Source organism: Brevundimonas sp. Root608, assembly GCF_001427825.1.
GTDB lineage: Bacteria > Pseudomonadota > Alphaproteobacteria > Caulobacterales > Caulobacteraceae > Brevundimonas.
The window spans coordinates 54,962-76,205 of sequence record NZ_LMGT01000001.1; the positions used below are offsets into that span (position 1 = coordinate 54,962).

The following is a 21,244-nucleotide window of genomic DNA, read 5'->3' on the forward strand; positions in this document are numbered from 1 at the left end:
GGGCGGTCCTGTTGACATAAGCCAAACTTTTGGCTGGCTGAGCAGTACTCGGGCTGTGATCTAGTAATTGTAGCAGTTCCGGTATGGCGGTCGTCACATGAGCCCCTCATCTGCCTTGTCGTCGCACTGCCCGCGACAGGAGGATTTTCAGATGATCAAGACCGCCCTCGCCCTCGCCGCCGCCGGCCTGCTTTACGCCGCTCCCGCGGCCGCCCAGACCGTTCGCGTGCCGTTCGGCGACCTCAATCTGTCGACCGCCGCCGGCGCCGGCGCCTTCGACGCCCGCGCCGCGGCCGCGGCCCGCGAGGCGTGCGCCATCGGTCCGCGCGCCCTCGTCAACGACAACTGCGTCCGCCGCGTGCAGCAGGAAGCGGTGCGAAGCCTGCCGGCCGCGCGTCAGGATGACTACGTCCGCGCCCGCCGTGGCGACCGCATCCTGGCCATGGTCGCCCGCGCCTGGCCGGCGTGACCCGCAGACAAAAGAGGCCGGCGATCGCTCGCCGGCCTCTCTCGTCTTGCACCCGCGCGCCGCCCTCAAGCAGCCCGAAGGGCGATAGGGCTCCCTAGGAGACCGGGAAGCCCCGCACCTTGAGCAGCGCCGTCACGTCCGGGTCGCGGCCGCGGAAGCGGCGATAGGCCTCGGCGCGGTCGGTGGTGTTGCCCTCGGCCAGGATGATGGCCTTGTAGCGGGACGCGATGTCCGGGTTGAAGACGTCGCCCGACTCCTCGAAATAGGCCCAGGTGTCGGCGTCCATGACCTCGGACCAGAGGTAGGAATAATACCCGGCGGAATAGGCGTCCGACGTGAACAGGTGATTGAACTGCGGCAGGCGGTGCCGCATCACGATCTCCTTCGGCATGCCGTAGCGGGCCAGGCTCTCGCGCTCGAAGGCGTCGATGTCGGTGGGCGGGGTAGTCTGCGTGTGCAGGTCCATGTCGACGAGGGCCGAGGACAGATAGCTGACCGTGGCGTAGCCCTGGTTGAAGGTCTGGGCCGCCTGGACCTTGTCGACCAGCGCCTGCGGCATGGGTTCGCCGGTCTGGTAGTGTTTCATGAAGCCGTCGAGGATCGGCCGGCTCAGCACCCAGTGCTCATGCACCTGCGACGGATATTCGACGTAGTCGCGCGGCGTGCCGCCGAGGGCCGGATAGGTCACCTTCGACGCATAGGCGTGCAGGGTATGGCCGAATTCGTGGAACAGGGTCTCGGCGTCGTCCAGCGAGATCAGGATCGGCTCGCCCCCCTCGGCCTTGGTGAAGTTGTTGTTGTTCGAGCCGAGGGTGTTCTTGTCCCCGTCATAGGTCGAATGCGACCGGTAGGTCGTCATCCAGGCCCCCGAGCGCTTGCCGGCGCGGGAATAGTCGTCGGCGTAATACAGGCCGATGGGCCGGCCGGCGTCCTTGACCTCATAGACGGTCACGTCCGGATGGAAGACCGGCACGGCGCCCGCGGGCAGTTTGTCGAAGGTGAAGCCGTACAGGCGGCGCGCCATCTCGAACGAGCCGGCGCGGACGTTGTTGAGCTCGAAATAGGGTTTCAGCTCGTTCTGGTCGAGGTCGTACTTCTGCTTCCGGACCTTCTCCGCATAGTAGAGGTAGTCCCACGGCTCGATGTCGTGGCCGGCGATGGCGCGCATGTCGGCGACCTCCTCGGCCACCCGCGCCTTGGCCGGGGCCCAGACGCGATTCATCAGATCCATGGCCGCGCGCGGCGTCTTCGCCATCGTGTCCTGCATCCGCCATTCGGCGTGATTGCCGAAGCCCAGCAGACGGGCGCGATCCTGACGCAGCTTCACGATCTCGGCGATGATCGCATTGGTGTCGTTGGCGCCGCCGTTGTCGCCGCGATTGACGAATTTGCGCCAGACCACTTCGCGCAGGCCACGGTCATCGGCGAAGCTGAGGAAGGGATCGACGCTGGAGCGGGTGTTGACGATGGCCCAGCCCTGGACATTCCGGCTGCGCGCCGCGGCGGCCGCGGCGGCCTTGTTCGAGGCGGGCAGGCCGGCGACCCCGGCCTCGGTCGGGATGACAGTCCAGGTGTTCTCGTCGGCCACGACCTTCTGGCTGAAGGCGGTGAAGGCGTTCGCCAGGGCGGTGTTGATCCGGCCCAGCTCCGCCTTGCCGGCGGCGTTCAGGGCGGCGCCGTTGCGCACGAAGGCGTCGCGGCTGCGTTCGGCGATGCGCGTCTGCTCGGCGGTCAGGCCCATGGCGCGGGCGTTGTCGGCCACGGTCTTGATGCGGGCGAACAGCTTTTCGTTGAAGGTGATCTCGTCGCCGGCGGCCGAAAGCAGGGGCGACACCTCGGTGTCGACCGCGTTGTAGTCGTCGGACCCGATATTCGAGGTCATAACGCCATAGATCGAACCGGCCCGGTCCAGCGGCTCGCCGGCCATCTGCATGGCGACCATGGTGTTGGCGAAGGTCGCGGGCTCGGGATTATTGGCGATCGCCTCGATCTCGGCGCGCTGCAGGTCGATGCCTTCCAGCAGGGCGGCGCGCAGCTTGGGCGCCGTCACCCGGTCCCACGGCGGCACGCCACCGAACGGTCCGGTCCATGGCTGCAGCAGTTCTGCGCGCGGGGTCTGGACCGGCAGGACGGCGCGCGCGACGGCGGCGTCAGCGGCGAGGGTCGCGGTCGGGTTTGCTCCGCCCATGGGCATTCCGTTCGAGGCGCAGGCCGAGAGGGCGAGCATGCTGCCCCCGGCGATGAGAAGGTGACGTCTGTGCATGAGAAACTCCGTGCGTGGCGTTCGTTGCCATGACCCTAGGCGCTCGCGCCGCTGACTGTCACATGAACGGGCCGTAATCTTACTCGGTGGACGGGGGCGGGCGGCAAGTCTAAAGCCCGCGCCATGGCGATTGGCGTATTCGACTCCGGCGTGGGCGGCCTGACGGTCCACCGCGAACTGACGCGGCGGTTCCCCGACCGGGATTTCGTCTATCTGGCCGACCAGGCCAACGCCCCCTATGGCGGGCGCGGCGGCGAGGAGATCGTCGAGCTGACCCGCGCGGGCTGCGAACGGTTGTTCGAGGCGGGGGCCAATATCATCGTCCTCGCCTGCAACACCGCCAGCGCCATCGCCCTGCGCCGGCTGCAGCAGAGCTGGGTGCCCGAGGCGCGCGCGCGTCACGGTCGCGCAATCAATGTGCTCGGCATCATCGTCCCGACCATCGAGGCGGCCACGGGCCTGCCCTGGACCTATGAGGCCGAACGGCGCGGGGAGAAGATCGAGGCCATCGACATCACCGGGGTCTTCTGCACCGCCGCCACGGCCATGAGCCGGGTCTATGAGATCGAGATCGACAAGCGGAGAGAGGATCTGGCCGTCTTCTCCGAGCCCTGCCCCGGCCTGGCCGGCCTGATCGAACTGGGCGCCCCGGCCGAAGAGCTGAAGGTGGTGGTCGAGGACCACGTGGACGCCCTGCGCCGCCGCATCGGCCGCCATCCCGACCAGGCCATCCTGGGCTGCACCCACTATGAGATCGTCGCCGACCTGTTCGCCGCGGCGCTTCCGCCCGGCACGCCGTTGATCCACCAGCCGACCGCCGTGGCCGACGCCCTGGCGCGCTATTTCGACCGCCATCCGGAATACGACCTGGGCGGCTCGGGCCGGCGGGACTTCCTCACCAGCGGCAAGGCCGGTCCGCAGTCGGACCTGGTCGGCCAGTTCTGGGGCGCGCCCCTGACCTTCACCCCCGCCTGACTTGACGAAAGCCGCCGATCGTCGCCCGTTGGCGGCGGGAGGATTTCCGATGCTCAAACCCCTGATCATGGCCGCCGCCATCGCGGCCCTGTCCGCCGCGCCGGCCGCCGCCGAGGTCGTGGCGCGCACCGCCGACAGTTTCACCCTGCGCTACGCCGTCGGCGCGGAGATCGCGCCCGGTGATATCGCGCCCGCGCTTCAGGACCTGCCGAAATGGTGGGACTCCGCCCACACCTACAGCGGCTCGGCCGCCAACCTCAGCCTCGACCTCACGCCCGGCGGATGCTGGTGCGAAAAGCTGGCCGACGGGACCGACTTCGATCATGGACGCACCGTCTCGGCCGAGCCTGACCGGTTCGTCTTCAACGCCCCCTTCGGCCCCCTGCGCGGCAAGACGACGAAAGCCGAACTCACGGTCACCTGGCCGGGCGCCGACCGCGGCTGGACCCCGACCTGGACCATGGTCGTGGAAGGGCCGGGCATCGGGGCGATGGCCGACGGCGTCGACGCGGTGATGGCCGCCGGCTACCAGCGCTGGCTTCACTATCTGGAATATGGCGAAGCGCCGGCGGCGTCCGGCTCCTAGGCGGCCAGAGCCGCTTCCGAGGCCGCGATCCGGCTGGCGGCGTGGACCACCGCGCCGATGCGCAGCGCCGCCTGCACCTGGGTCGCCGGCACGCCGTGCTTGCGCAGCGCGCCCTCATGGGCGTCGAGACAGGAGCCGCAGCCATTGATAGCCGAGACCGCCGTCGACCACAGTTCGAAATCCATCTTGTCGACGCCCGGATTGGCGAGGACGTTCATTCGCAGCCGGGCGGGGATGGTTGTGTATTCGTGGTTCTTCATCAGGTGCAGCGAACGGTAGTAGACGTTGTTCATGCCCATGATGGCGGCGGCCGCCTTGGCCGCGTTCATCGCCTCCGGCGACAGGATGGTCGCCGCCTGGGCCTCGATCGCCCGGACCACCGGAGCGACGCCGACCGCATGGGCCGAGGCGAGGAAACAGCCCCATTTCTGCTGGTCGTTGAGCACCGTCTCGGAGGCCAGGGAGCCGAGGTTCAGGGATATGTCCTTGGCGTAGGCCGGGATGAGGTCGCGGAGGGCGTCGAGGGACATGGGACTCTGGGGGCTAGATTCTAGGGGCCAGGTTCTCGGTAGAGGCAAGGCAGCAGGGGCTAGAGGCTCGGTTTCCCTGGCCCCTAGCCCCTGGAACCTACGCAGCGAGCGTCTCGCCGCCCACCGGGCGGTTGCAGGCGCACAGCTCATCGGTCTGCAGGGCGTCGACGACCCGCAGGGTGTCGGCCGGGGCGCGGCCCACGTTCAGGTTGGTGACGTAGACGTGCTGCACGACGTTGTGCGGGTCGACCACGAAGGTGGCGCGCAGGGCGACGCCCTCGGCCTCGTCCAGGACGCCCAGGTCGCGGGCGAATTTGCCGCCGTTGTCGGCGAACTGCCAGATCGGCAGCTTCGACAGGTCGGCGTGGTCGCGGCGCCAGGCCAGTTTGACGAATTCGTTGTCGGTCGAGCCGCCCAGAACCACGGTGTCGCGGTCGTCGAAGTCACGCGCCAGCGAGGCGAACTCGGCGATCTCGGTCGGGCACACGAAGGTGAAGTCCTTCGGATAGAAGAAGATCACCTTCCACTTGCCCTCGAAGCTGTCCTGGGTGACGGCCTCGAAGGCCGAGACGCCGTTTTCCTCGTGGCTGTTGAAGCCCGGCTTGACGCCGATGATCTTGAAGTCCGGCAGTGTCTGACCAACGCCCAGCATGGCTGTTCTCCTGAAGTCGCTTGATGGAAGGAATCCGGAGCGCCGGGGGAGCGGCGCTGCAACCGCGAAATGGCTTGTGCGGTGCACAAAGTCAATGAGTGGACCTGATATTGATCCATAGATTTTGCCTATACAGAGCATAGGCTTGGGCGCCGCCATCGCCGCTTTACGAAGGCGGTCCTGACCGGCAAGGTCGGCCGGCACATCAGAGGAAGAGACACGCATGCGTCGCCTGACCGCCGCCCTGTTGATCGCCGCCGCTGCTCTTCCCGCAACCGCCGCGCCGGGCCTCGCGTCGGCCCAGACGCCGCCGGCGACGATCGGCGAGCGCTATGTGCCCGCGCCCTGGTGGATGCGGGATCCCGTCATCGCCTCGGTGGGCCATGTCCGCACCGAGATCGCCGCCAATCGGGCAAGCTTTGGCGCCGCCTTCCTGTCGATCGACCGCTCCGCCGCCGACGCCTCGCGCAAGGCCGCCGATCAGGTCCGCGCGCTCAGCCAGGCCTTGGCCGCCTATGGCGTGGACAAGATCCGGGTCGAGACCAGCCTGACGACGCGGCCCCTGTACGACCAGTATCGGGACGAGAACGGGGTGCTGCGAGACAACGCCCGGGCGGATCAGATCGAACGCTACCAGGCCAACGCCAATGTCACCGTCACCATCCGGGACGTCTCGGTGCTGGAGCGGGTCTATGCGACCGTGATCGCCGCCCAGCCGACCTCGGCGAGCGCCGTCTCCTTCAACCTCGAGCCGGAAAACGCCACCAAGACCTGGCTGCAGGGCGAGGCGGTCAAGGATGCCGCGCGGCGGGCGCGGGACGCCGCCGCGAACGCCGGCGCCGCCCTCGGCGGCGTGCGGGTGATCGACCCCACCGGCCGGGCCTGCGAGACCGACGTGCTGGCGGGCTGGCCGTCCTATTCTTCGGGTTCGGGCCTGGCCACCAATGTAGACGAAGTCGCCGTCACCGGCTCGCGCATCGAGCGCGGCTTTGCGCCGCCCGCGCCGCCCCCGCCACCGCCTCCGCCGCCGGGATCAGCGCCGTCTGAAGCCCAGATCGAGGCGGCCCGGCTCGCGCTGCAGCCGCCGCTGCGCGAACTGACCGACCGGGCCTGCGTCGTCTACGGGCTGAACTGACCGGATCATGGCCGACGCCTTCAAAGCCGATCCTGCGTTCAATGCCGGCTCCGTCGTGGTCTGCGACTGGCCGCTGTGCGAGGTGCGGCTGCAGGACGACGCCCGCTTTCCCTGGCTGATCCTGATCCCGCGCCGCACCGGTCTGCATGAGCTGGAGGACCTGACGGCGACCGAACGCGCCGAGCTGATGGACGAGATCGTCCGGGCCGGCGATCTGGCGCGGTTGCTGGGCGAGGCGGCCGGTCAGCCGGTGGAGAAGCTCAATGTGGCCGCCCTCGGCAACGTCACGACGCAACTGCATGTTCACGTCGTCGGCCGCCGCTCCGACGACGGTCTGTGGCCCGACCCCGTCTGGGGTCGGGGTGCGGCCCGGCCATACGGCGCCAACGGGCTGCAAGCGGCGGTGTCCCGCATTCGTCTGCGGGCCCGCCCGCCCGTGAAATGACGCGCTGCGTCAATCCTTGCACTCACGCTTCGTTGACCCCCGCCGCCTCGCTGCTTAAAGCCAGAGCACCGATTTCGAGCGGCTGAATTCGCTCAGGTTTCTGAGAACCATTCGCAATATGTCGACCTCTCCCCTGCCGGGCGACGCCTCCAACGACCCGACGGACGACCAGACCGGCCGTTTCGTGGTCCAGCCCAACGGCCGCGTCCGCCCCCTGTCGCCCCATCTCCAGATCTGGCGCTGGCACGTGACCATGTTCGCCTCGATCCTCAACCGGATGACGGGCGGCGCCCTGTCGGTCGGGTCGGTGCTGATCGCCCTGTGGCTGATGGCCCTCGCCTTCGGCCCCGACGCCTATGCGACTTTCACCGGCTGGATGGGATCGCCGCTGGGCCTGCTGGTCTGGTTCGGTCTGACCCTGGCCCTGTTCCTGCATCTGACGGGCGGCGTCCGTCACCTGATCTGGGACGCCGTCATCGGCCTGTCGCCGAAATCGGCCGACGCCCTGTCCTGGGCCTCGATCATCGTCGGCGTCGTTGGAGCGGTCGCCTTCTGGGTCTTCCTGTTCGCCTCCGGGAGGGTCTCGCTGTGAGCCGCGAAACCAAGGCCTTCGTGAAGGGCGTCAAGGTCTCCGAGCGCCACGGCGCCGGCGAATGGACCGCCGAACGGCTGTCGTCCCTGATCCTGGTTCCCCTGACCCTATGGGGTCTGTGGAGCGGCTTCACCCTGTCGGGCGGCGGCTATGACGGCGCGCGCGACTGGTTCGCCTCGCCGGTCAACGCCGTGCTGCTGGCCGTGACCCTGCTGGTCAGCCTCTGGCACATGAACATGGGCCTGAAGGTCATCGTCGACGACTACATCCACAAGCCCGGCTCGCGCGGCGCGCTGCTGGGCCTGATCGGCCTGCTCTGCCTCGTGATCGCGGCGGCGGGCGTCTTCTTTATCGTACGGCTGGCCCTGGGCTCCGCGCCCCTGCCCGCCGGTTTCGGGATCTGACGGCTGATGGCTGCTTATGAATTCGTCGACCATGCCTATGACGTCGTCGTCGTCGGCGCGGGCGGCTCGGGCCTCCGCGCCGCCCTCGGCGCCGCCCAGCAGGGACTGAAGGTCGCCTGCGTCACCAAGGTCTTCCCGACCCGCTCCCACACCGTCGCGGCCCAGGGCGGCATCTCCGCCTCGCTCGGCAACATGGGCGAGGATTCGTGGCAGTGGCACATGTACGACACCGTCAAGGGGTCGGACTGGCTGGGCGACCAGGACGCCATCGAATACCTGGTCCGCAACGCGCCCAAGGCCGTCTACGAGCTCGAGCACTGGGGCGTGCCCTTCTCGCGCACCGACGAAGGCAAGATCTACCAGCGCGCCTTCGGCGGCATGACCCGCAACTTCGGCGAGGGCCCGGTGCAGCGTACCTGCGCCGCCGCCGACCGCACCGGCCACGCCATCCTGCACACCCTGTACGGCCAGTCGGTCCGCCGCGAGGTCGAGTTCTTCGTCGAATATTTCGCCCTCGACCTGATCATGCAGGACGGCGCCTGCACCGGCGTCACGGCGCTGAAGCTCGACGACGGCACGATGCACCGCTTCCGCGCCAAGCTGGTGATCCTCGCCACCGGCGGCTACGGCCGCGCCTATTTCTCGGCCACCTCGGCCCACACCTGCACCGGCGACGGCAACGCCATGGTGCTGCGCGCCGGCCTGCCGCTGCAGGACATGGAGTTCGTCCAGTTCCACCCGACCGGCATCTACGGCGCCGGCTGCCTGATCACCGAGGGCGCGCGCGGCGAGGGCGGCTACCTGACCAATTCCGAGGGCGAGCGTTTCATGGAGCGCTATGCGCCGACCGTGAAGGACCTGGCCCCGCGCGACATGGTCAGCCGCTCCATGACCATCGAGATCCGCGAAGGCCGCGGCGTGGGCCCGAACAAGGACCACATCCACCTGCACCTCGACCACCTCGACCCGGCCGTGCTGCACGAGCGGCTGCCGGGCATTTCCGAGAGCGCCAAGATCTTCGCCGGCGTCGACGTGACGAAACAGCCGATCCCCGTCCTGCCGACGGTCCACTACAACATGGGCGGCATCCCCACGAACTATCACGGCGAGGTCCTGACCAAGGTCGGCGATAACGCCGACAGCGTCGTGCCCGGCCTGATGGCGGTGGGCGAGGCGGCCTGCGTCTCGGTGCACGGGGCAAACCGCCTCGGCTCCAACAGCCTGACCGACCTGGTCGTCTTCGGCCGCGCCGCCGGCCTGCGCTGCGGCGAGGTGGTGGACAAGGCGTCGAAGGTGCCGGACGCCCCGGCCTCGGTCACGGACGGCCACATCGCGCGCCTCGACCGCTTCCGTCATGCCAACGGCTCGACCCCGACGTCGAAGCTGCGCATCGACATGCAGCGCGCCATGCAGTCCGACGCCGCCGTCTTCCGCACCGGCAAGACGCTGGAGGAGGGGGTCGCCAAGCTGCGCGCCATCCACGCCGCCGGCGACGACATCAAGACCACCGACCGCGGCCTGATCTGGAACACCGACCTGGTCGAGACGATGGAGTACGACAACCTCGTCGACCAGGCCCTGGTCACCATCGAGGGCGCCCTGAACCGCACCGAGAGCCGCGGCGCCCACGCCCGCGAAGACTATCCGGACCGCAACGACGCCGAGTGGATGAAGCACACCCTCGCCTGGAAGGTCCCGGGCGAGACGGTGAAGATCGACTACCGCCCGGTGCACAATTACACGATGTCCGACGACATCGCCTACATCGAGCCGAAGGCGCGGGTTTACTAGAGATGGTTCAACTCACCCTCCCCAAGGGCTCCAAGCCCACGCGCGGCAAGGTCCACAAGGCCCCGGCCGGCGCGCAGAACGTCAAGACCTACAAGGTCTATCGCTACGACCCCGAGGTCGACGCCGACCCGCGCTGGGACACGTTCGAGATCTCGGCCGACGATCACGGCCCGATGCTGCTGGACGCCCTGATCCACATCAAGAACGAGATCGACCCGACCCTGACCTTCCGGCGCTCGTGCCGCGAGGGCATCTGCGGCTCCTGCTCGATGAACATCGACGGGCGCAACACCCTGGCCTGCACCAAGGGCTGGGAGGAGTGCTCCTCCTCGACCATCTCGATCGCCCCCCTGCCGCACCAGCCGGTGGTCAAGGATCTGGTCACCGACCTGACCCTGTTCTACGCCCAGTACGACTCGATCCAGCCGTATCTGCAGTCGGACGAGCCGGACCCGGAGACCGAGCGCATCCAGCTGCCCGAGGACCGGGCCAAGCTGGACGGCCTGTACGAATGCATCCTGTGCGCCTGCTGCTCGACCTCCTGCCCCAGCTACTGGTGGAACCAGACGGAGTATCTGGGACCGGCGGCCCTGCTGCAGTCCTACCGCTGGATCGCCGACAGCCGCGACGACGCGACGGACAAGCGGCTCGACGACCTCGAGGACCCGTTCAAGCTCTACCGCTGCCACACCATCATGAACTGCGCCCAGGTCTGTCCCAAGGGGCTGAACCCGGCCGAGGCCATCGCCAAGACCAAGCAACTGATGGTGTCGCCGAGCCGCAAGACGACGGAAGCGGCCTGATGGGCCTTGCTTGCCCTGTCGCTGTCGCTACTTGAGGCCTGATGGCTAAGATCACCTACATCGAGCACGACGGCCGCGAGCATGTCGTGGAGGTCAAGACCGGCCTGTCCGTCATGGAGGGGGCGATCCGCAACAACGTCCCCGGCATCGACGCCGACTGCGGCGGGGCCTGCGCCTGCGCCACCTGCCACGTCTATGTCGACGAGGCCTTCGCCGCCGAGACCGGGCGCGCCTCGGCCATGGAGGAGTCGATGCTGGACTTCGCCGAGAACGTCCAGCCGAACAGCCGCCTGTCCTGCCAGATCCGGGTTTCGGACGATCTCGACGGCCTGATCGTCCGCCTGCCCGAAAACCAGCACTGAGCCCCGGCGTGGGTCAGGCTGATCCCCGGATGGTCGACCTGATCGGCCGTCTGATCGCGACCGGATCCCGAAACGCCGTCGGACCTCCCCTGATCGCCGTGGTCGGGGCGCAGGGGTCGGGCAAGACGACCCTGGCCCGCGCCGCCGCTGAAACCTTCGGCGGAGTGCAGATCTCGATCGACGACGTCTATCTGACGCGCGCGCGGCGTGAGGCGATGGCGGAGGAGGTGCACCCGCTGTTCCTGACGCGCGGGCCGCCGGGAACGCACGATCTTCGGTTGCTGGACCGCCTGATCAAGGCCCTGAGCACGGCCCGGCCCGACGACAAGGTTCTGATCCCCGACTTCGACAAGCGCGAGGACGACCGCCGGCCCATCCGGGACTGGCGAATCTTCATCGGAAGGCCCCGTGCGATCCTGATCGATGCGTGGTGCCTGGGCGCGCTGCCGGAGGACGAGGCCGACATCGCCGCCCCGATCAACGCGCTGGAGCGCGACCGCGACCCGGACGGCGCATGGCGCCGGGCCGTCAACGGCTTCGTGGCCGGTTCCTATGCCGAACTCGCAGCCCGGTTCGACGCCATCGTGTTTTTGAAGGCGCCGGGATTCGATGTCGTGCTGGACTGGCGCTGCCAGCAGGAAGCCGACCTGCTGAAAGTCTTCCCCGCCGACCTTCCCGACGAGGAGCGCCGCCGTCTGGCGGACTTCATCCAGTATTTCGAACGCGTCACGCGGCGCATGCTGGACGGCGGCGTCCGGGCCGATGTCGTGGTCGCCCTTGATCACGACCGCCGGCCTGGCTTTATACCCTCATGACCCTGCCATCGGATCGCCGCCGCGAAGCGCGAGACGCCGCCAGGAAGCGGGGGCTGGTCGTCGCGCCGGGGCTCGAACTGCCCTGCGTGATCGAGGACCAGTCGGCCTCGGGCCTGCGCATCCGTCTGGACCGCAGCTTCGCCCTGCCGCCGGTGATCATCGTCGTCGACCTAGCACGGGGCGTGGCCGTCGAAGCCGCGGTGGTCTGGAGCAAGGGTGTGGAGGCGGGTCTGAAACAGTCCGGCCAGATGTCGCTGCGGGGGCTGGTGCCCTCGCGCTTCGCCGCCGCGCGCGACGCCTTCCGACGGGCCGGGGGGTAGGACGAATCCCGGGTCAGGTGACCGCGGGCGCTCCCGAGAGGGATTCTTCCATTTCCAGGAAGGACGGCTGGGCCGAGGACGGGATGTCGCCGCGACCGATCTCGACCGAGATCTGGGCCGCATTGCCGTGCAGGTGGGCGACCAGCACCGACTGGATGATCTTATAGAAGGCCGATTCCTCGTCGATGATCGCCTTCAGCCGCGAGGCGATGGGGCCGACGAGGCCATAGGCCAGGAAGACGCCGAGGAAGGTGCCGACCAGGGCCCCGCCGATCATGCCGCCGAGAATTTCCGGCGGCTCCGTGATCGATCCCATGGTCTTGATCACGCCCAGCACGGCGGCGACGATGCCCAGGGCGGGCAGGGCGTCGGCGAGGGCGGTCAGGGCGTGGGGCGCGTTGAGCGCCTCGTGGTGATGTTTCTCCAGCTGCTTGTCCATGGCGTCCTCGATCTGGTGGGGATCCTCGAGGTTCATGGTCATCATGCGCAGGGTGTCGCAGATGAAGTCCGTGGCGAAATGGTCCTTCAGCACCTTGGGATATTTCTGGAAGATAGTGCTCTCGGCCGGCTTCTCGATGTGGCTTTCGAGGGCGATGACGCCCTTCGACTTCATCGTCTTGGTCAGCTGGAACAGCAGCGACAACAGGTCCTTGTAGTCCTGCTTCTTCCACTTCGGGCCCGCGAAGGCCTTGCCGAGGCCGCCCATGGTGGCCTTCATCGTCGTGGTGCTGTTCGAGATCAGGAAGGCGGCCAGGCCGGCGCCGCCGATGGCCATCATCTCATGCGGCAGGGCGTGCAGGATCACCGCGAACTTGCCGCCCGAGATGATGTAGCTGCCGAACACGAGGCCGAACAACAGCACGATGCCGATAATCTGGAACATGGAGGGCGATTCGTCCTGCGCGCGAGAGACGCCGACCATCGCCGTTAATGATTAAGAGGCGGTTGCAGACCGCTAACCCTAAAGTCGCGTCTCGCCGTTCAGGATCGCCGCGCGCGCCGCTTCGCTGAGTTTCGCGTAGCCGTTCTTGCCGCCGCGCACATACAGGGCGCCGTCGACCTTGTCGGGGTCGAAACCATCGGCCACCAGATCGGTCTTCTTGTATTTGAAGGTGCCCGTTGTGTCCGCCGACTTGATCAGCCGCACAAAGACCGGCCGCGCGTAAGCCGGCAGCTCCTGGTCGACCCAGGCTGCGAAGTCCTGCGCGGAGAATTTGCCGTCGATTACCAGAGCGACCATCCCGGCCTTGCCGTCCTGTCCGGGGATCGGGACTCCGTAGGCGATGACTTCCTTGACGCCGGGCGCGTCGGCCAGCCGCTGCTCGACCTCGGCGGTCGAGACGTTCTCGCCCTTCCAGCGGTAGGTGTCGCCGATGCGGTCGATGAAATAGACGTAGCCTTCGCTGTCCTGTTTCATCAGGTCGCCGGTGCGGAACCAGCGGTCGCCGCGCACGAAGACGTCGCGCAGGATCTTCTTTTCGGAGGCCGCCTTGTCGGCATAGCCCGAGAAGGCGTGACGGATGTCGTCGCCGATCATGCCCAGGGCCTCGCCGACCTCGCCCGCCCTGGCCAGCTGGCACAGGCCGTCCGGACCGCGAAACGGCTCCTCGGTCTCCATGTCGAAGCGGACGAGGCGGAAATTGATCTGCTTCTTGAGGAAGCCCGGCACCCGGCCAATGGCGCCCGGCTTGCCGTCGAAATTGAACACCGAGACATTGCCCTCGGTCGAGCCGTAGAATTCCAGGATGTCCGGAATGGCGAACCGCTTCTGGAAATCGTTCCAGACGTCGGGCCTCAGGCCGTTGCCGAAGGCCAGCCGCAGCTTGTGCGACCGCTCGTCGGGGTTCTCCGGACAGTTGACCAGATAGCGGCACAGCTCGCCGATATAGACGAACAGGGTCGCGCCGGAGGCCTTGACGTCCGGCCAGAAGGTCGTGGCCGAGAACCGCTTGCGCAGCACCAGCCGACCGCCGTTCAGCAGGGCGGGGCCGACCCCGACCAAGCCGCCGGTCGAGTGGTACAGCGGCAGGACGTTGAAGGTGACATCCTTGTCGGTCGCGGCGGTCGCCCCGGCGAAGGCGCGCATATAGGTGCGGGCGCGGGCGTGGGTGATCCGGGCCGCCTTGGGCATGCCGGTGGTGCCCGAGGTGTAGATGAACATCGCCGTGTCGCGGTTGGTCAGGCCGGATCGGGCGGAGCGCGCCGGCCGCACCGACGAGCCGCTGCGCACCGGCTTGTCGAGACCGCGCCGTTCGTCGGCCTCGTCCTCGTCCTTCAGGCCCAGCACCCAGAGCATCAGGTTGCGGCCCGACAGACCGCGCGCGTCCTCGACCCGCTTCCAGCAGTCCTCGTCGGTGACGACCTGGGACGCGTTGGAGATCGCCAGGCAGTGGGCCAGGGCATGGCCGGTCAGATTGGTGTTGATCAGGGCGGTGGCCACGCCGACCTTGGCGAAACCCAGCCAGGCGGCGATGTATTCGGCCCGGTTCAGCATCACCAGCGCGATGGTGTCGCCGCGCTTGAGCCGTCGGCTCTGGGCCCAGTGGCCGAACCGGTTCGCCATGGCGTCCAGCTCGCGATAGGTCAGGGTGCGGCGGTCGTCCTCGATCGCGGCATGTTCGGGGAATTTGTCGACGGCCTCTTCCCAGTCGTCGCAGACCAGGTCGGCGCTATCCAGGGTGATGGGCTTGATGCGGTTCAGCAGGCGTCGCAGTCCCCTGGCGAAACGCATGTTGCGCTTGATGCTCGCCACCAGACCCATCGCCGTGTCCACTCCTCGTCAGTCGCCCATCTGGTGATGAACAAGCCGCTCGCCGCGGTCAACCGGCAGGGGAATCTGACCGCCCATAGAGGGGGGTCGGGCGCCGCTTTGCGGGAAGACGTGGCGCCGAAGCGGCGGTGACGCAGCGTCACCGTGCGGAATCGGGACGGGGCAGCTTGAAGAACGCGGCGCGCGGGGGCTTAATCGGCGAACGGGGGTTGGCGGCGTCGGGTCGCGGAAGGCCCCGAGGGGGACCATATCCATGCGACTTCTGATCGCCGCCACGGCTTGCGCCCTGGTCTTCACGGGCGCCGCCACGGCCCAGGACTACAACGCCAACCCCAATTATGGGGACATCACCCTGGCGCCGGGCTTCACGCCCGATCCGCATCTCGTCAGCCTGCGCGCCGGCGGCAACGTCAGCGCCACGGCCGCCGGCAGCGGCTGCTCGGGCTATATCACCAGCGCCCCGGACTTCCGCCTGACCTGGGGCGGCAAGGGCTCGTTGAACCTGAAGATCTCGGTCCTGTCCAAGGCCGACACCACCCTGGTCGTGAACGGCCCCAACGGCGAATGGTATTGCGACGACGATACGGGCGAGGACAACAATCCGTTGATCACGCTGGGGTCGCTGGCCGGCCGGTATGAAATCTGGGTCGGGACCTATTCGAGCGGCGACCCCCAGCCCGCGGTCCTGTCGATTTCAGAACTCACAAACTTCTGACGCGAACAGACAAGTAAAGCGTCGACGTAAACATGCACCGTTGTCGCCCCAACTGTGGCGACAACGGTGTTTCTTCACGGCCAGGCTTAAATCGCGGAACCGTGATCTCGCAGGACTGTTTCTTTCCTATCGATTTGGAGGAACAGATCATGTCCGTGACTTACCCTGCCGACCCGCTGAAACCGTACGGTGAACGCAATGAAGTGAAGCCGTTCGGCGACCTGATGGAGCGCAGTCCACGCCTCGACGGCGCGAATGAAGAGCCCTTCGTTCCCGTCTACGCCCGTCGCGGCAAGGCTGCCCGCCGCGGGGGCGGAAAGGTCCAGACCTGGATGATCCTGGCGCCCGTGGGCGTGCTGGTCCTGGGCGGCCTCGGCGCCATGATGCTGATGAACGGCGAGGAGACCGCCCCGCCGCTGGCCGAACCCGCCGCGACGGCTACTGTCGTGTCCGCGACTCCGCTCGTCCCGGCGGCGAGTCCCGCCGCCAGCGCCTCGACTCCGGCTCCGGTGGTTCGGGCCCCGGCCCCGGCTCCCGTGCTGCGTGAAGCGACGCCGGTTCGCCGGGCCGCCGCTTCGGCCCCGGCGCGGCGGACGACGACGCCGGCGACTCCGCGCGCCGCTGTGGCCCCGGTCGCCCGTGCGGCGACCCCCGCTACGGCCGCGTCCTCGACGTCCACGCTGAATACCGCGCCGACCTCGCCCGCGCCGACCGCGACGGCCACGCCCGCGCCTGCGCCGGCCCAGCCGCCGGCTCCGGTGATCGTGGTCCAGCCCATCGGCTGATCCCGGCGACGATGAGATCGAAGGCCCCGGCGGGAGACCGCCGGGGCCTTCTTCGTTCAGGGGGCGGCCGCGGCGACCGGCGCGCCGCCGGCGGGCGACACCCGCCAGATCACATTGCCGACGTCGTCGGCCACCAGCAGGGCGCCCAGACGGTCGAACTGCACGCCCACGGGCCGGCCCATGGCCTGGTCCTGGTCGTTGAGGAAGCCGGTCAGGATGTCCTGCGGCGGTCCCGCGGGCGCGCCGTTCGCGAACGGCACGAAGATCACGCGATAGCCGTTGCGGGGCTTGCGGTTCCACGATCCGTGCTGTCCGACGAAGGCCCCGCCGCGATACCGGGCCGGAAACAGCGACCCCTCGCCGAACGTCAGGCCCAGCGAGGCGGTGTGCGATCCCAGCGCATAATCCGGCTTCAGGGCGCGGGCCACCATGGCGGGATTGGCCGGCTCGACCCGGGTGTCGACGATCTGCCCGTAATAGCTCCACGGCCAGCCATAGAAGGCGCCGGGCGTGACCGAGGTCATGTAGTCGGGGACCAGATCGTTGCCGAGCTCGTCGCGCTCATTGACCGAGACCCACAGCTTGCCGCTGTCCGGCTGCCACGCCAGGCCGACCGGATTGCGCAGGCCGGAGGCGTAGATGCGGCCGGTTCCGGCGACGGGATCGATCTCCCAGATCGCGGCCCGGCCCTCTTCCTCGTCCAGGCCGTTCTCGCCGATATTGGAGTTGGAGCCGACGCCGACATACAGGCGCGATCCGTCCGCGCTGGCGACCAGGCTCTTGGTCCAGTGGTGATTTCTCTGGGCCGGCAGATCGAGGATCCTGCGCGGCGCGGCGGTGATCTGCGTCTGTCCCGCCTGGTAGGGGAAGGCCACCACGGCGTCGGCGTTGGCGACGTAGAGGGTGTCGCCGACCAGGGCCATGCCGAACGGCGAGGTCAGGTTCTCGAGAAAGGCGGTCCTGGTTTCGGCCGTTCCGTCGCCGTTCGCGTCGCGCAGCAGGGTGATCCGGTTGGCGCTGGGCGCCTTGGCGCCGGCCTTCTTCATGAACAGGCCCTGGACCCAGGCGCGCAAGCCGCCGCCGGCCGGGGCGTCGATGTTCTCGGGCTTGGGCGGCGCGTTGGACTCGGCGACGAGGATGTCGCCGTTCGGCAGACGGTACAGCCAGCGGGGGTGATCAAGGCCGCTGGCGAAGGGCTGGACGCGGAAGCCGGGCGCGGCGACCGGCGTCCGGCCGGTCGGCCAGCCGACGGCGTCGGCGACGTTCACCGTGGGGAACAGCGCCCTGTGCGGCGCGGGCAGGGTGGGATCGGGGCCGAAGCCGGCCGAGGGATCCAGCGCCTCATTGCCTCCGCAGGCGGCGAGGGTCAGGACGGCGGCCGAGACGGCGAGGACGGGCAGGCGGGACATGAGCGGCTTCCCTGATCAGACGGGTCAGAAGGCGGGGAATTCCAGACGACGGACATCGTAACCCAAAGCCCCGGCGCGAGCGACCAGCCGTTGACGTTCGGCGTCGTCGGGGACCCGACGGGTGTAGATCCACAGCTTGTCGAAGCTCGGATCGGCCGAGATGAACCAGCTGTAGTCGTCCGCATGATCCAGCACCCAGTAGTCCCAAGTGACCAAGCCGCCGAAATACCGCACGCGCAGTCTGGCGTTCGTCCCGGGGTCCAGAATTTCGCCGCGCGCGCCGATCGCCTTCTCCCGCCCTTGCGGCGTACCGACCTGGCAGGTGTCGCGCACATCGACCCGCGAGGGACTGACCAGCACATAGTTGGTCGCGCCCGCGACGCAGCCGTCGGTCAGGCCCATCGGCAGGCGTGCGATCTCCAGCCAGCGGCCGGAATAGAACCGTTCCAGGTCTACGGCCTTCGCCGGTTGGGGGGCGCGCACCTGGTCCGGGGCCGGGGCGGTGACGCAGGCGGAAAGGGACAGCGACACGGCGAGGGCGGCGAGACGCATGACGGGGCTCCTGCGGTTGATCAGCAAGGCAGATACGGCGCAGGTTCCGGCGGGGACGCCCGGCGCGGCCATTCAGGTCAGGGGATTCAAATCCTTCGGCGGGCGGATGCGACGGAAACGCGCCTCGATGAAGGAAAAGGCCCCGAAGGCGACGAAGCCCAGCGCGGCCAGGGCCAGAATCCACGGACCGCCGGGCTGGCGCTCGACCGCATCCAGCGCGGAGCCGAAGGTGGTGACGTCCGAGGCCTTTGACCGGAGCCCGGCCAGAATCACGAGGATCGCAAGAGGAACATAGGCCAGACCGCGCGCGATGACGCCGGCGCGGGCGAGCGGCGCGACGCGGCGGCACGTCTTAGGCGAGCAGGCCAGGTATTCGGTGAAGTCCTCGCGCCATGCCCGGCTGACATTGGCTATTCCGATGCCCAGCAGGACGAGACCCGCACCCGCCAGCAACCAGTTGCCCCACGGCAGGGCCAGCACCGTGGCCGCCTGTTCCTGGCTTCTGGCCTCGTCGGCGGCGGCCGGATCGTCCGGCTTGTGGATCAGCATGGCAAAGGCGTTGAACGCCAGGAAGCCATAGCTCAGGCCGCTGAAGGCCTGGCTCATCCGGGTCATCAGACCGTGTCGGCCCGTGCCTTCGTGGTCGGCGTCGAACACGGCCTGCAGCATCCGCCACATGACGAAGGCCGACAGGCCCAGTCCCACCAGCAGCAGCCAGAGACGGCCGAACGGCCGCTCCGCCATCCAGGCGATGGCGCCCTTGGTTCCGACCGCATCCCCGATCAGGTCCGCCGCCGCCAGCAGGATCAGCAGGCCGACGGACAGATAGACGAAGCCGCGCGCGCCGTAGCCGATCCGCGCCGCCAGTTCGAGCAGGTCTTGCAGGGGCGGGACGCGGCGCAGGACCGGAGACTTGCGGCGCCCGAAATCGCCCGCGCGGGCCAGACGGGATCGAAGGGAGGCGAGGGGGCTGGGCACGGCGACGGTAACTCGCGGCGCCGAATATGGCTCCGCTCGAGCATGCCGGTCTTGAGGTGCGGCCAACGGACGCATATCTGCGGACCGGTTCGGAGGGCGTGCATGCAACCGGTGATCTCGATCCAGGGTCTGACCAAGACCTACAAGTCCGGGCTGCAGGCCCTCAAACCCATCGATCTGACCATCAGCAAGGGCGAGATCTTCGCCCTGCTGGGTCCCAACGGCGCCGGCAAGACGACCCTGATCTCGATCGTCTGCGGCATCGTCACCCCGTCGACCGGGACGGTGATGGCCGACGGCCACGACATCCAGGCCGACTATCGGGCGGCGCGGTCGAAGATCGGCCTGGTGCCGCAGGAACTGACCACCGACGCCTTCGAGACGGTGCTGGCCACGGTCACGTTCAGCCGCGGCCTGTTCGGCAAGGCGCCGAACCCCGCCTTCATCGAACAGGTGCTGCGCGACCTCAGCCTCTGGGACAAGCGCAACGACAAGCTCAGGACCCTGTCCGGGGGCATGAAGCGCCGGGTGATGATCGCCAAGGCGCTCAGCCACGAGCCCGATATCCTGTTCCTCGACGAGCCGACGGCGGGCGTGGACGTGGAGCTGCGCCGTGACATGTGGGCCCTGGTGCGCGGGCTGAGGGACAGGGGCGTCACCATCATCCTGACCACCCACTATATCGAGGAGGCCGAGGAGATGGCCGACCGGGTGGGCGTGATCCTCAAGGGCGAACTGATCCTGGTCGAGGAGACCTCGGCCCTGATGAAGAAGCTGGGCAGGAAGACCCTGACGCTGAACCTGCAGGAACCGCTTGCCGCCCTGCCGCCCGAGCTGGCCGAATGGTCGCCGACGCTGAAGGCCGACGGGAACGAGCTGGAATACGTCTTCGACTCCAACCTCGAGAAGACCGGGGTGCCGTCGCTGCTGCGCCGGCTGTCGGACCTGGGCATCGCCTTCAAGGACCTGCACACCAGCCAGAGCTCGCTGGAGGACATCTTCGTCAGTCTGGTCCACAGCGACAAGACGACCGGAGCCGCCGCATGACCCGTCAATCCTCCAGGGCCCTGGCCTTCAACGGCTACGGCGTCTGGGCCATCTACCGTTTCGAGATGGCGCGGGCCCTGCGCACCGTCTGGCAGTCGCTGGTCACCCCCGTGATCACCACGGCCCTGTATTTCGTGGTCTTCGGCTCGGCCATCGGCAGCCGCATGACCGAGATCGACGGCGTGCCCTACGGCGCCTTCATCGTGCCCGGCCTGATCATGCTGAGCCTGTTCACCCAGTCGATCTTCAACGCCAGCTTCGGCATCTATTTCCCGAAATTCACCGGCACCATCTACGAGCTGCTGTCGGCGCCGGTGTCGCCGCTGGAGATCGTCATCGCCTATGTCGGGGCGGCGGCGACCAAGTCGGCGGTGCTGGGACTGGTGATCCTGGCCACGGCCGCCCTGTTCGTGCCGCTGCGGATCCTGCATCCGGTCGAGATGCTGGCCTTCCTGATCCTGATCTCGACCACCTTCAGCCTGTTCGGCTTCATCATCGGCATCTGGGCCGACGGCTTCGAACAGCTGCAGATGATCCCCATGCTGGTGGTGACGCCCCTGACCTTCCTCGGCGGGTCCTTCTATTCGATCGACATGCTGCCGCCGGTGTGGCGCACGATCACCCTGTTCAACCCGGTGGTCTATCTGATCTCGGGCTTCCGCTGGACCTTCTACGGTTCGGGCGACGTCGGCATCGGGGTCAGTCTCGCCGCCACCCTGGGCTTCCTGCTGGTCTGTCTCGCGGTCGTGGGCTGGATGTTCAGGACCGGCTATCGCCTCAAGACCTAGGACCGTCACGAAACGGGCCAGATCGGCGGACACCTTGCCCCTGCCTCGAAACCGGGGC

Annotated in this window: 24 protein-coding genes; 16 read left to right on the forward strand and 8 right to left on the reverse strand. The window is 68.1% G+C overall.

Annotated features, from left to right (window positions below):
- Positions 1–151: 151 nt before the first annotated feature.
- Positions 152–469, forward strand: coding sequence for a UrcA family protein (locus ASD59_RS00285; protein ID WP_055826573.1), 318 nt, complete (start codon positions 152–154; stop codon positions 467–469).
- 94 nt (positions 470–563) lie between these two features.
- Here the strand turns inward: ASD59_RS00285 and ASD59_RS00290 are convergent, their stop codons facing one another.
- Positions 564–2,732, reverse strand: coding sequence for a M3 family metallopeptidase (locus ASD59_RS00290; protein WP_055826576.1), 2,169 nt, complete (start codon positions 2,730–2,732; stop codon positions 564–566).
- A gap of 123 nt (positions 2,733–2,855) precedes the next feature.
- On the opposite strand from ASD59_RS00290, the gene ASD59_RS00295 reads away from it, so the two are divergent.
- Both ASD59_RS00295 and ASD59_RS00300 read left to right on the forward strand, forming a co-directional pair.
- A complete protein-coding gene (locus tag ASD59_RS00295) occupies positions 2,856–3,707 on the forward strand; it encodes a glutamate racemase (protein ID WP_055826579.1) in 852 nt (283 codons plus the stop codon).
- Positions 3,708–3,756: 49 nt separating this feature from the next.
- A complete protein-coding gene (locus ASD59_RS00300) occupies positions 3,757–4,293 on the forward strand; it encodes a hypothetical protein (RefSeq protein ID WP_055826582.1) in 537 nt (178 codons plus the stop codon).
- Here the strand turns inward: ASD59_RS00300 and ASD59_RS00305 are convergent.
- Positions 4,290–4,823, reverse strand: coding sequence for a carboxymuconolactone decarboxylase family protein (locus ASD59_RS00305; protein ID WP_055826585.1), 534 nt, complete (start codon positions 4,821–4,823; stop codon positions 4,290–4,292). The two genes, ASD59_RS00300 and ASD59_RS00305, sit on opposite strands and share 4 nt — an antisense overlap.
- Positions 4,824–4,920: 97 nt before the next feature.
- The gene (locus ASD59_RS00310) at positions 4,921–5,475 is read right to left on the reverse strand and encodes a peroxiredoxin (protein WP_055826588.1); all 555 of its coding nucleotides are present in this window, start codon (positions 5,473–5,475) and stop codon (positions 4,921–4,923) included.
- A 223-nt stretch (positions 5,476–5,698) separates the two neighbouring features.
- Here ASD59_RS00310 and ASD59_RS00315 point away from each other — a divergent pair, with 223 nt between their 5' ends.
- The 9 genes from ASD59_RS00315 to ASD59_RS00355 all read left to right on the forward strand — a co-directional run bounded on the left by ASD59_RS00315 (position 5,699) and on the right by ASD59_RS00355 (position 12,142).
- Complete coding sequence (locus ASD59_RS00315) at positions 5,699–6,610, forward strand: SIMPL domain-containing protein (RefSeq protein WP_055826595.1); 912 nt, start codon at positions 5,699–5,701, stop codon at positions 6,608–6,610.
- A gap of 7 nt (positions 6,611–6,617) precedes the next feature.
- Positions 6,618–7,055, forward strand: a complete 438-nt coding sequence (locus ASD59_RS00320) for an HIT domain-containing protein (RefSeq protein WP_055826598.1) — start codon at positions 6,618–6,620, stop codon at positions 7,053–7,055.
- 118 nt (positions 7,056–7,173) lie between these two features.
- The gene (sdhC, locus tag ASD59_RS00325) at positions 7,174–7,647 is read left to right on the forward strand and encodes a succinate dehydrogenase, cytochrome b556 subunit (protein ID WP_082559979.1); all 474 of its coding nucleotides are present in this window, start codon (positions 7,174–7,176) and stop codon (positions 7,645–7,647) included.
- On the forward strand, positions 7,644–8,051 hold the full coding sequence (gene sdhD / locus ASD59_RS00330; RefSeq protein WP_082559980.1) for a succinate dehydrogenase, hydrophobic membrane anchor protein: 408 nt from the start codon (positions 7,644–7,646) through the stop codon (positions 8,049–8,051). Before sdhC ends, sdhD begins: the two co-directional genes overlap by 4 nt.
- Positions 8,052–8,057: 6 nt before the next feature.
- Entirely contained in the window at positions 8,058–9,842 is a 1,785-nt protein-coding gene (sdhA, locus tag ASD59_RS00335) for a succinate dehydrogenase flavoprotein subunit (RefSeq protein ID WP_055826601.1), read from the forward strand.
- Between the two features lie 2 nt (positions 9,843–9,844).
- Positions 9,845–10,645: a succinate dehydrogenase iron-sulfur subunit gene (locus ASD59_RS00340; protein ID WP_055826604.1), complete on the forward strand. Its 801-nt coding sequence runs from the start codon at positions 9,845–9,847 to the stop codon at positions 10,643–10,645.
- A 41-nt stretch (positions 10,646–10,686) separates the two neighbouring features.
- Complete coding sequence (locus tag ASD59_RS00345) at positions 10,687–11,007, forward strand: 2Fe-2S iron-sulfur cluster-binding protein (RefSeq protein ID WP_055826608.1); 321 nt, start codon at positions 10,687–10,689, stop codon at positions 11,005–11,007.
- A 29-nt stretch (positions 11,008–11,036) separates the two neighbouring features.
- A complete protein-coding gene (locus ASD59_RS00350; protein ID WP_055826611.1) occupies positions 11,037–11,822 on the forward strand; it encodes a kinase in 786 nt (261 codons plus the stop codon).
- Positions 11,819–12,142 (forward strand): PilZ domain-containing protein, encoded by a 324-nt coding sequence (locus ASD59_RS00355; RefSeq protein WP_156376864.1) that lies wholly within the window; start codon positions 11,819–11,821, stop codon positions 12,140–12,142. Before ASD59_RS00350 ends, ASD59_RS00355 begins: the two co-directional genes overlap by 4 nt.
- A gap of 13 nt (positions 12,143–12,155) precedes the next feature.
- On the opposite strand, the gene motA is transcribed toward ASD59_RS00355, so the two are convergent.
- On the reverse strand, positions 12,156–13,025 hold the full coding sequence (gene motA / locus ASD59_RS00360; RefSeq protein WP_055829570.1) for a flagellar motor stator protein MotA: 870 nt from the start codon (positions 13,023–13,025) through the stop codon (positions 12,156–12,158).
- A gap of 78 nt (positions 13,026–13,103) precedes the next feature.
- Positions 13,104–14,903 (reverse strand): long-chain-acyl-CoA synthetase, encoded by a 1,800-nt coding sequence (locus tag ASD59_RS00365; RefSeq protein WP_055826614.1) that lies wholly within the window; start codon positions 14,901–14,903, stop codon positions 13,104–13,106.
- A gap of 262 nt (positions 14,904–15,165) precedes the next feature.
- Between ASD59_RS00365 and ASD59_RS00370 the strand changes: the two genes are divergently transcribed.
- Both ASD59_RS00370 and ASD59_RS00375 read left to right on the forward strand, forming a co-directional pair.
- Positions 15,166–15,627 carry a hypothetical protein gene (locus ASD59_RS00370; RefSeq protein WP_055826617.1) on the forward strand — a complete coding sequence of 154 codons (462 nt, stop codon included), beginning with the start codon at positions 15,166–15,168 and terminating at the stop codon, positions 15,625–15,627.
- A gap of 149 nt (positions 15,628–15,776) precedes the next feature.
- On the forward strand, positions 15,777–16,412 hold the full coding sequence (locus tag ASD59_RS00375; protein ID WP_156376865.1) for a hypothetical protein: 636 nt from the start codon (positions 15,777–15,779) through the stop codon (positions 16,410–16,412).
- A gap of 56 nt (positions 16,413–16,468) precedes the next feature.
- On the opposite strand, the gene ASD59_RS00380 is transcribed toward ASD59_RS00375, so the two are convergent.
- The 3 genes from ASD59_RS00380 to ASD59_RS00390 all read right to left on the reverse strand — a co-directional run bounded on the left by ASD59_RS00380 (position 16,469) and on the right by ASD59_RS00390 (position 19,351).
- Positions 16,469–17,821 (reverse strand): PQQ-dependent sugar dehydrogenase, encoded by a 1,353-nt coding sequence (locus tag ASD59_RS00380; RefSeq protein WP_055826621.1) that lies wholly within the window; start codon positions 17,819–17,821, stop codon positions 16,469–16,471.
- Between the two features lie 24 nt (positions 17,822–17,845).
- Complete coding sequence (locus tag ASD59_RS00385; RefSeq protein ID WP_055826626.1) at positions 17,846–18,373, reverse strand: lipocalin family protein; 528 nt, start codon at positions 18,371–18,373, stop codon at positions 17,846–17,848.
- Between the two features lie 72 nt (positions 18,374–18,445).
- Complete coding sequence (locus ASD59_RS00390) at positions 18,446–19,351, reverse strand: DUF1206 domain-containing protein (RefSeq protein ID WP_200943682.1); 906 nt, start codon at positions 19,349–19,351, stop codon at positions 18,446–18,448.
- Between the two features lie 102 nt (positions 19,352–19,453).
- On the opposite strand from ASD59_RS00390, the gene ASD59_RS00395 reads away from it, so the two are divergent.
- On the forward strand, positions 19,454–20,398 hold the full coding sequence (locus tag ASD59_RS00395; protein WP_055826630.1) for an ABC transporter ATP-binding protein: 945 nt from the start codon (positions 19,454–19,456) through the stop codon (positions 20,396–20,398).
- Positions 20,395–21,186 (forward strand): ABC transporter permease, encoded by a 792-nt coding sequence (locus ASD59_RS00400; RefSeq protein WP_055826639.1) that lies wholly within the window; start codon positions 20,395–20,397, stop codon positions 21,184–21,186. The genes ASD59_RS00395 and ASD59_RS00400 overlap by 4 nt, the downstream gene beginning before the upstream one ends.
- Positions 21,187–21,244 lie beyond the last annotated feature (58 nt).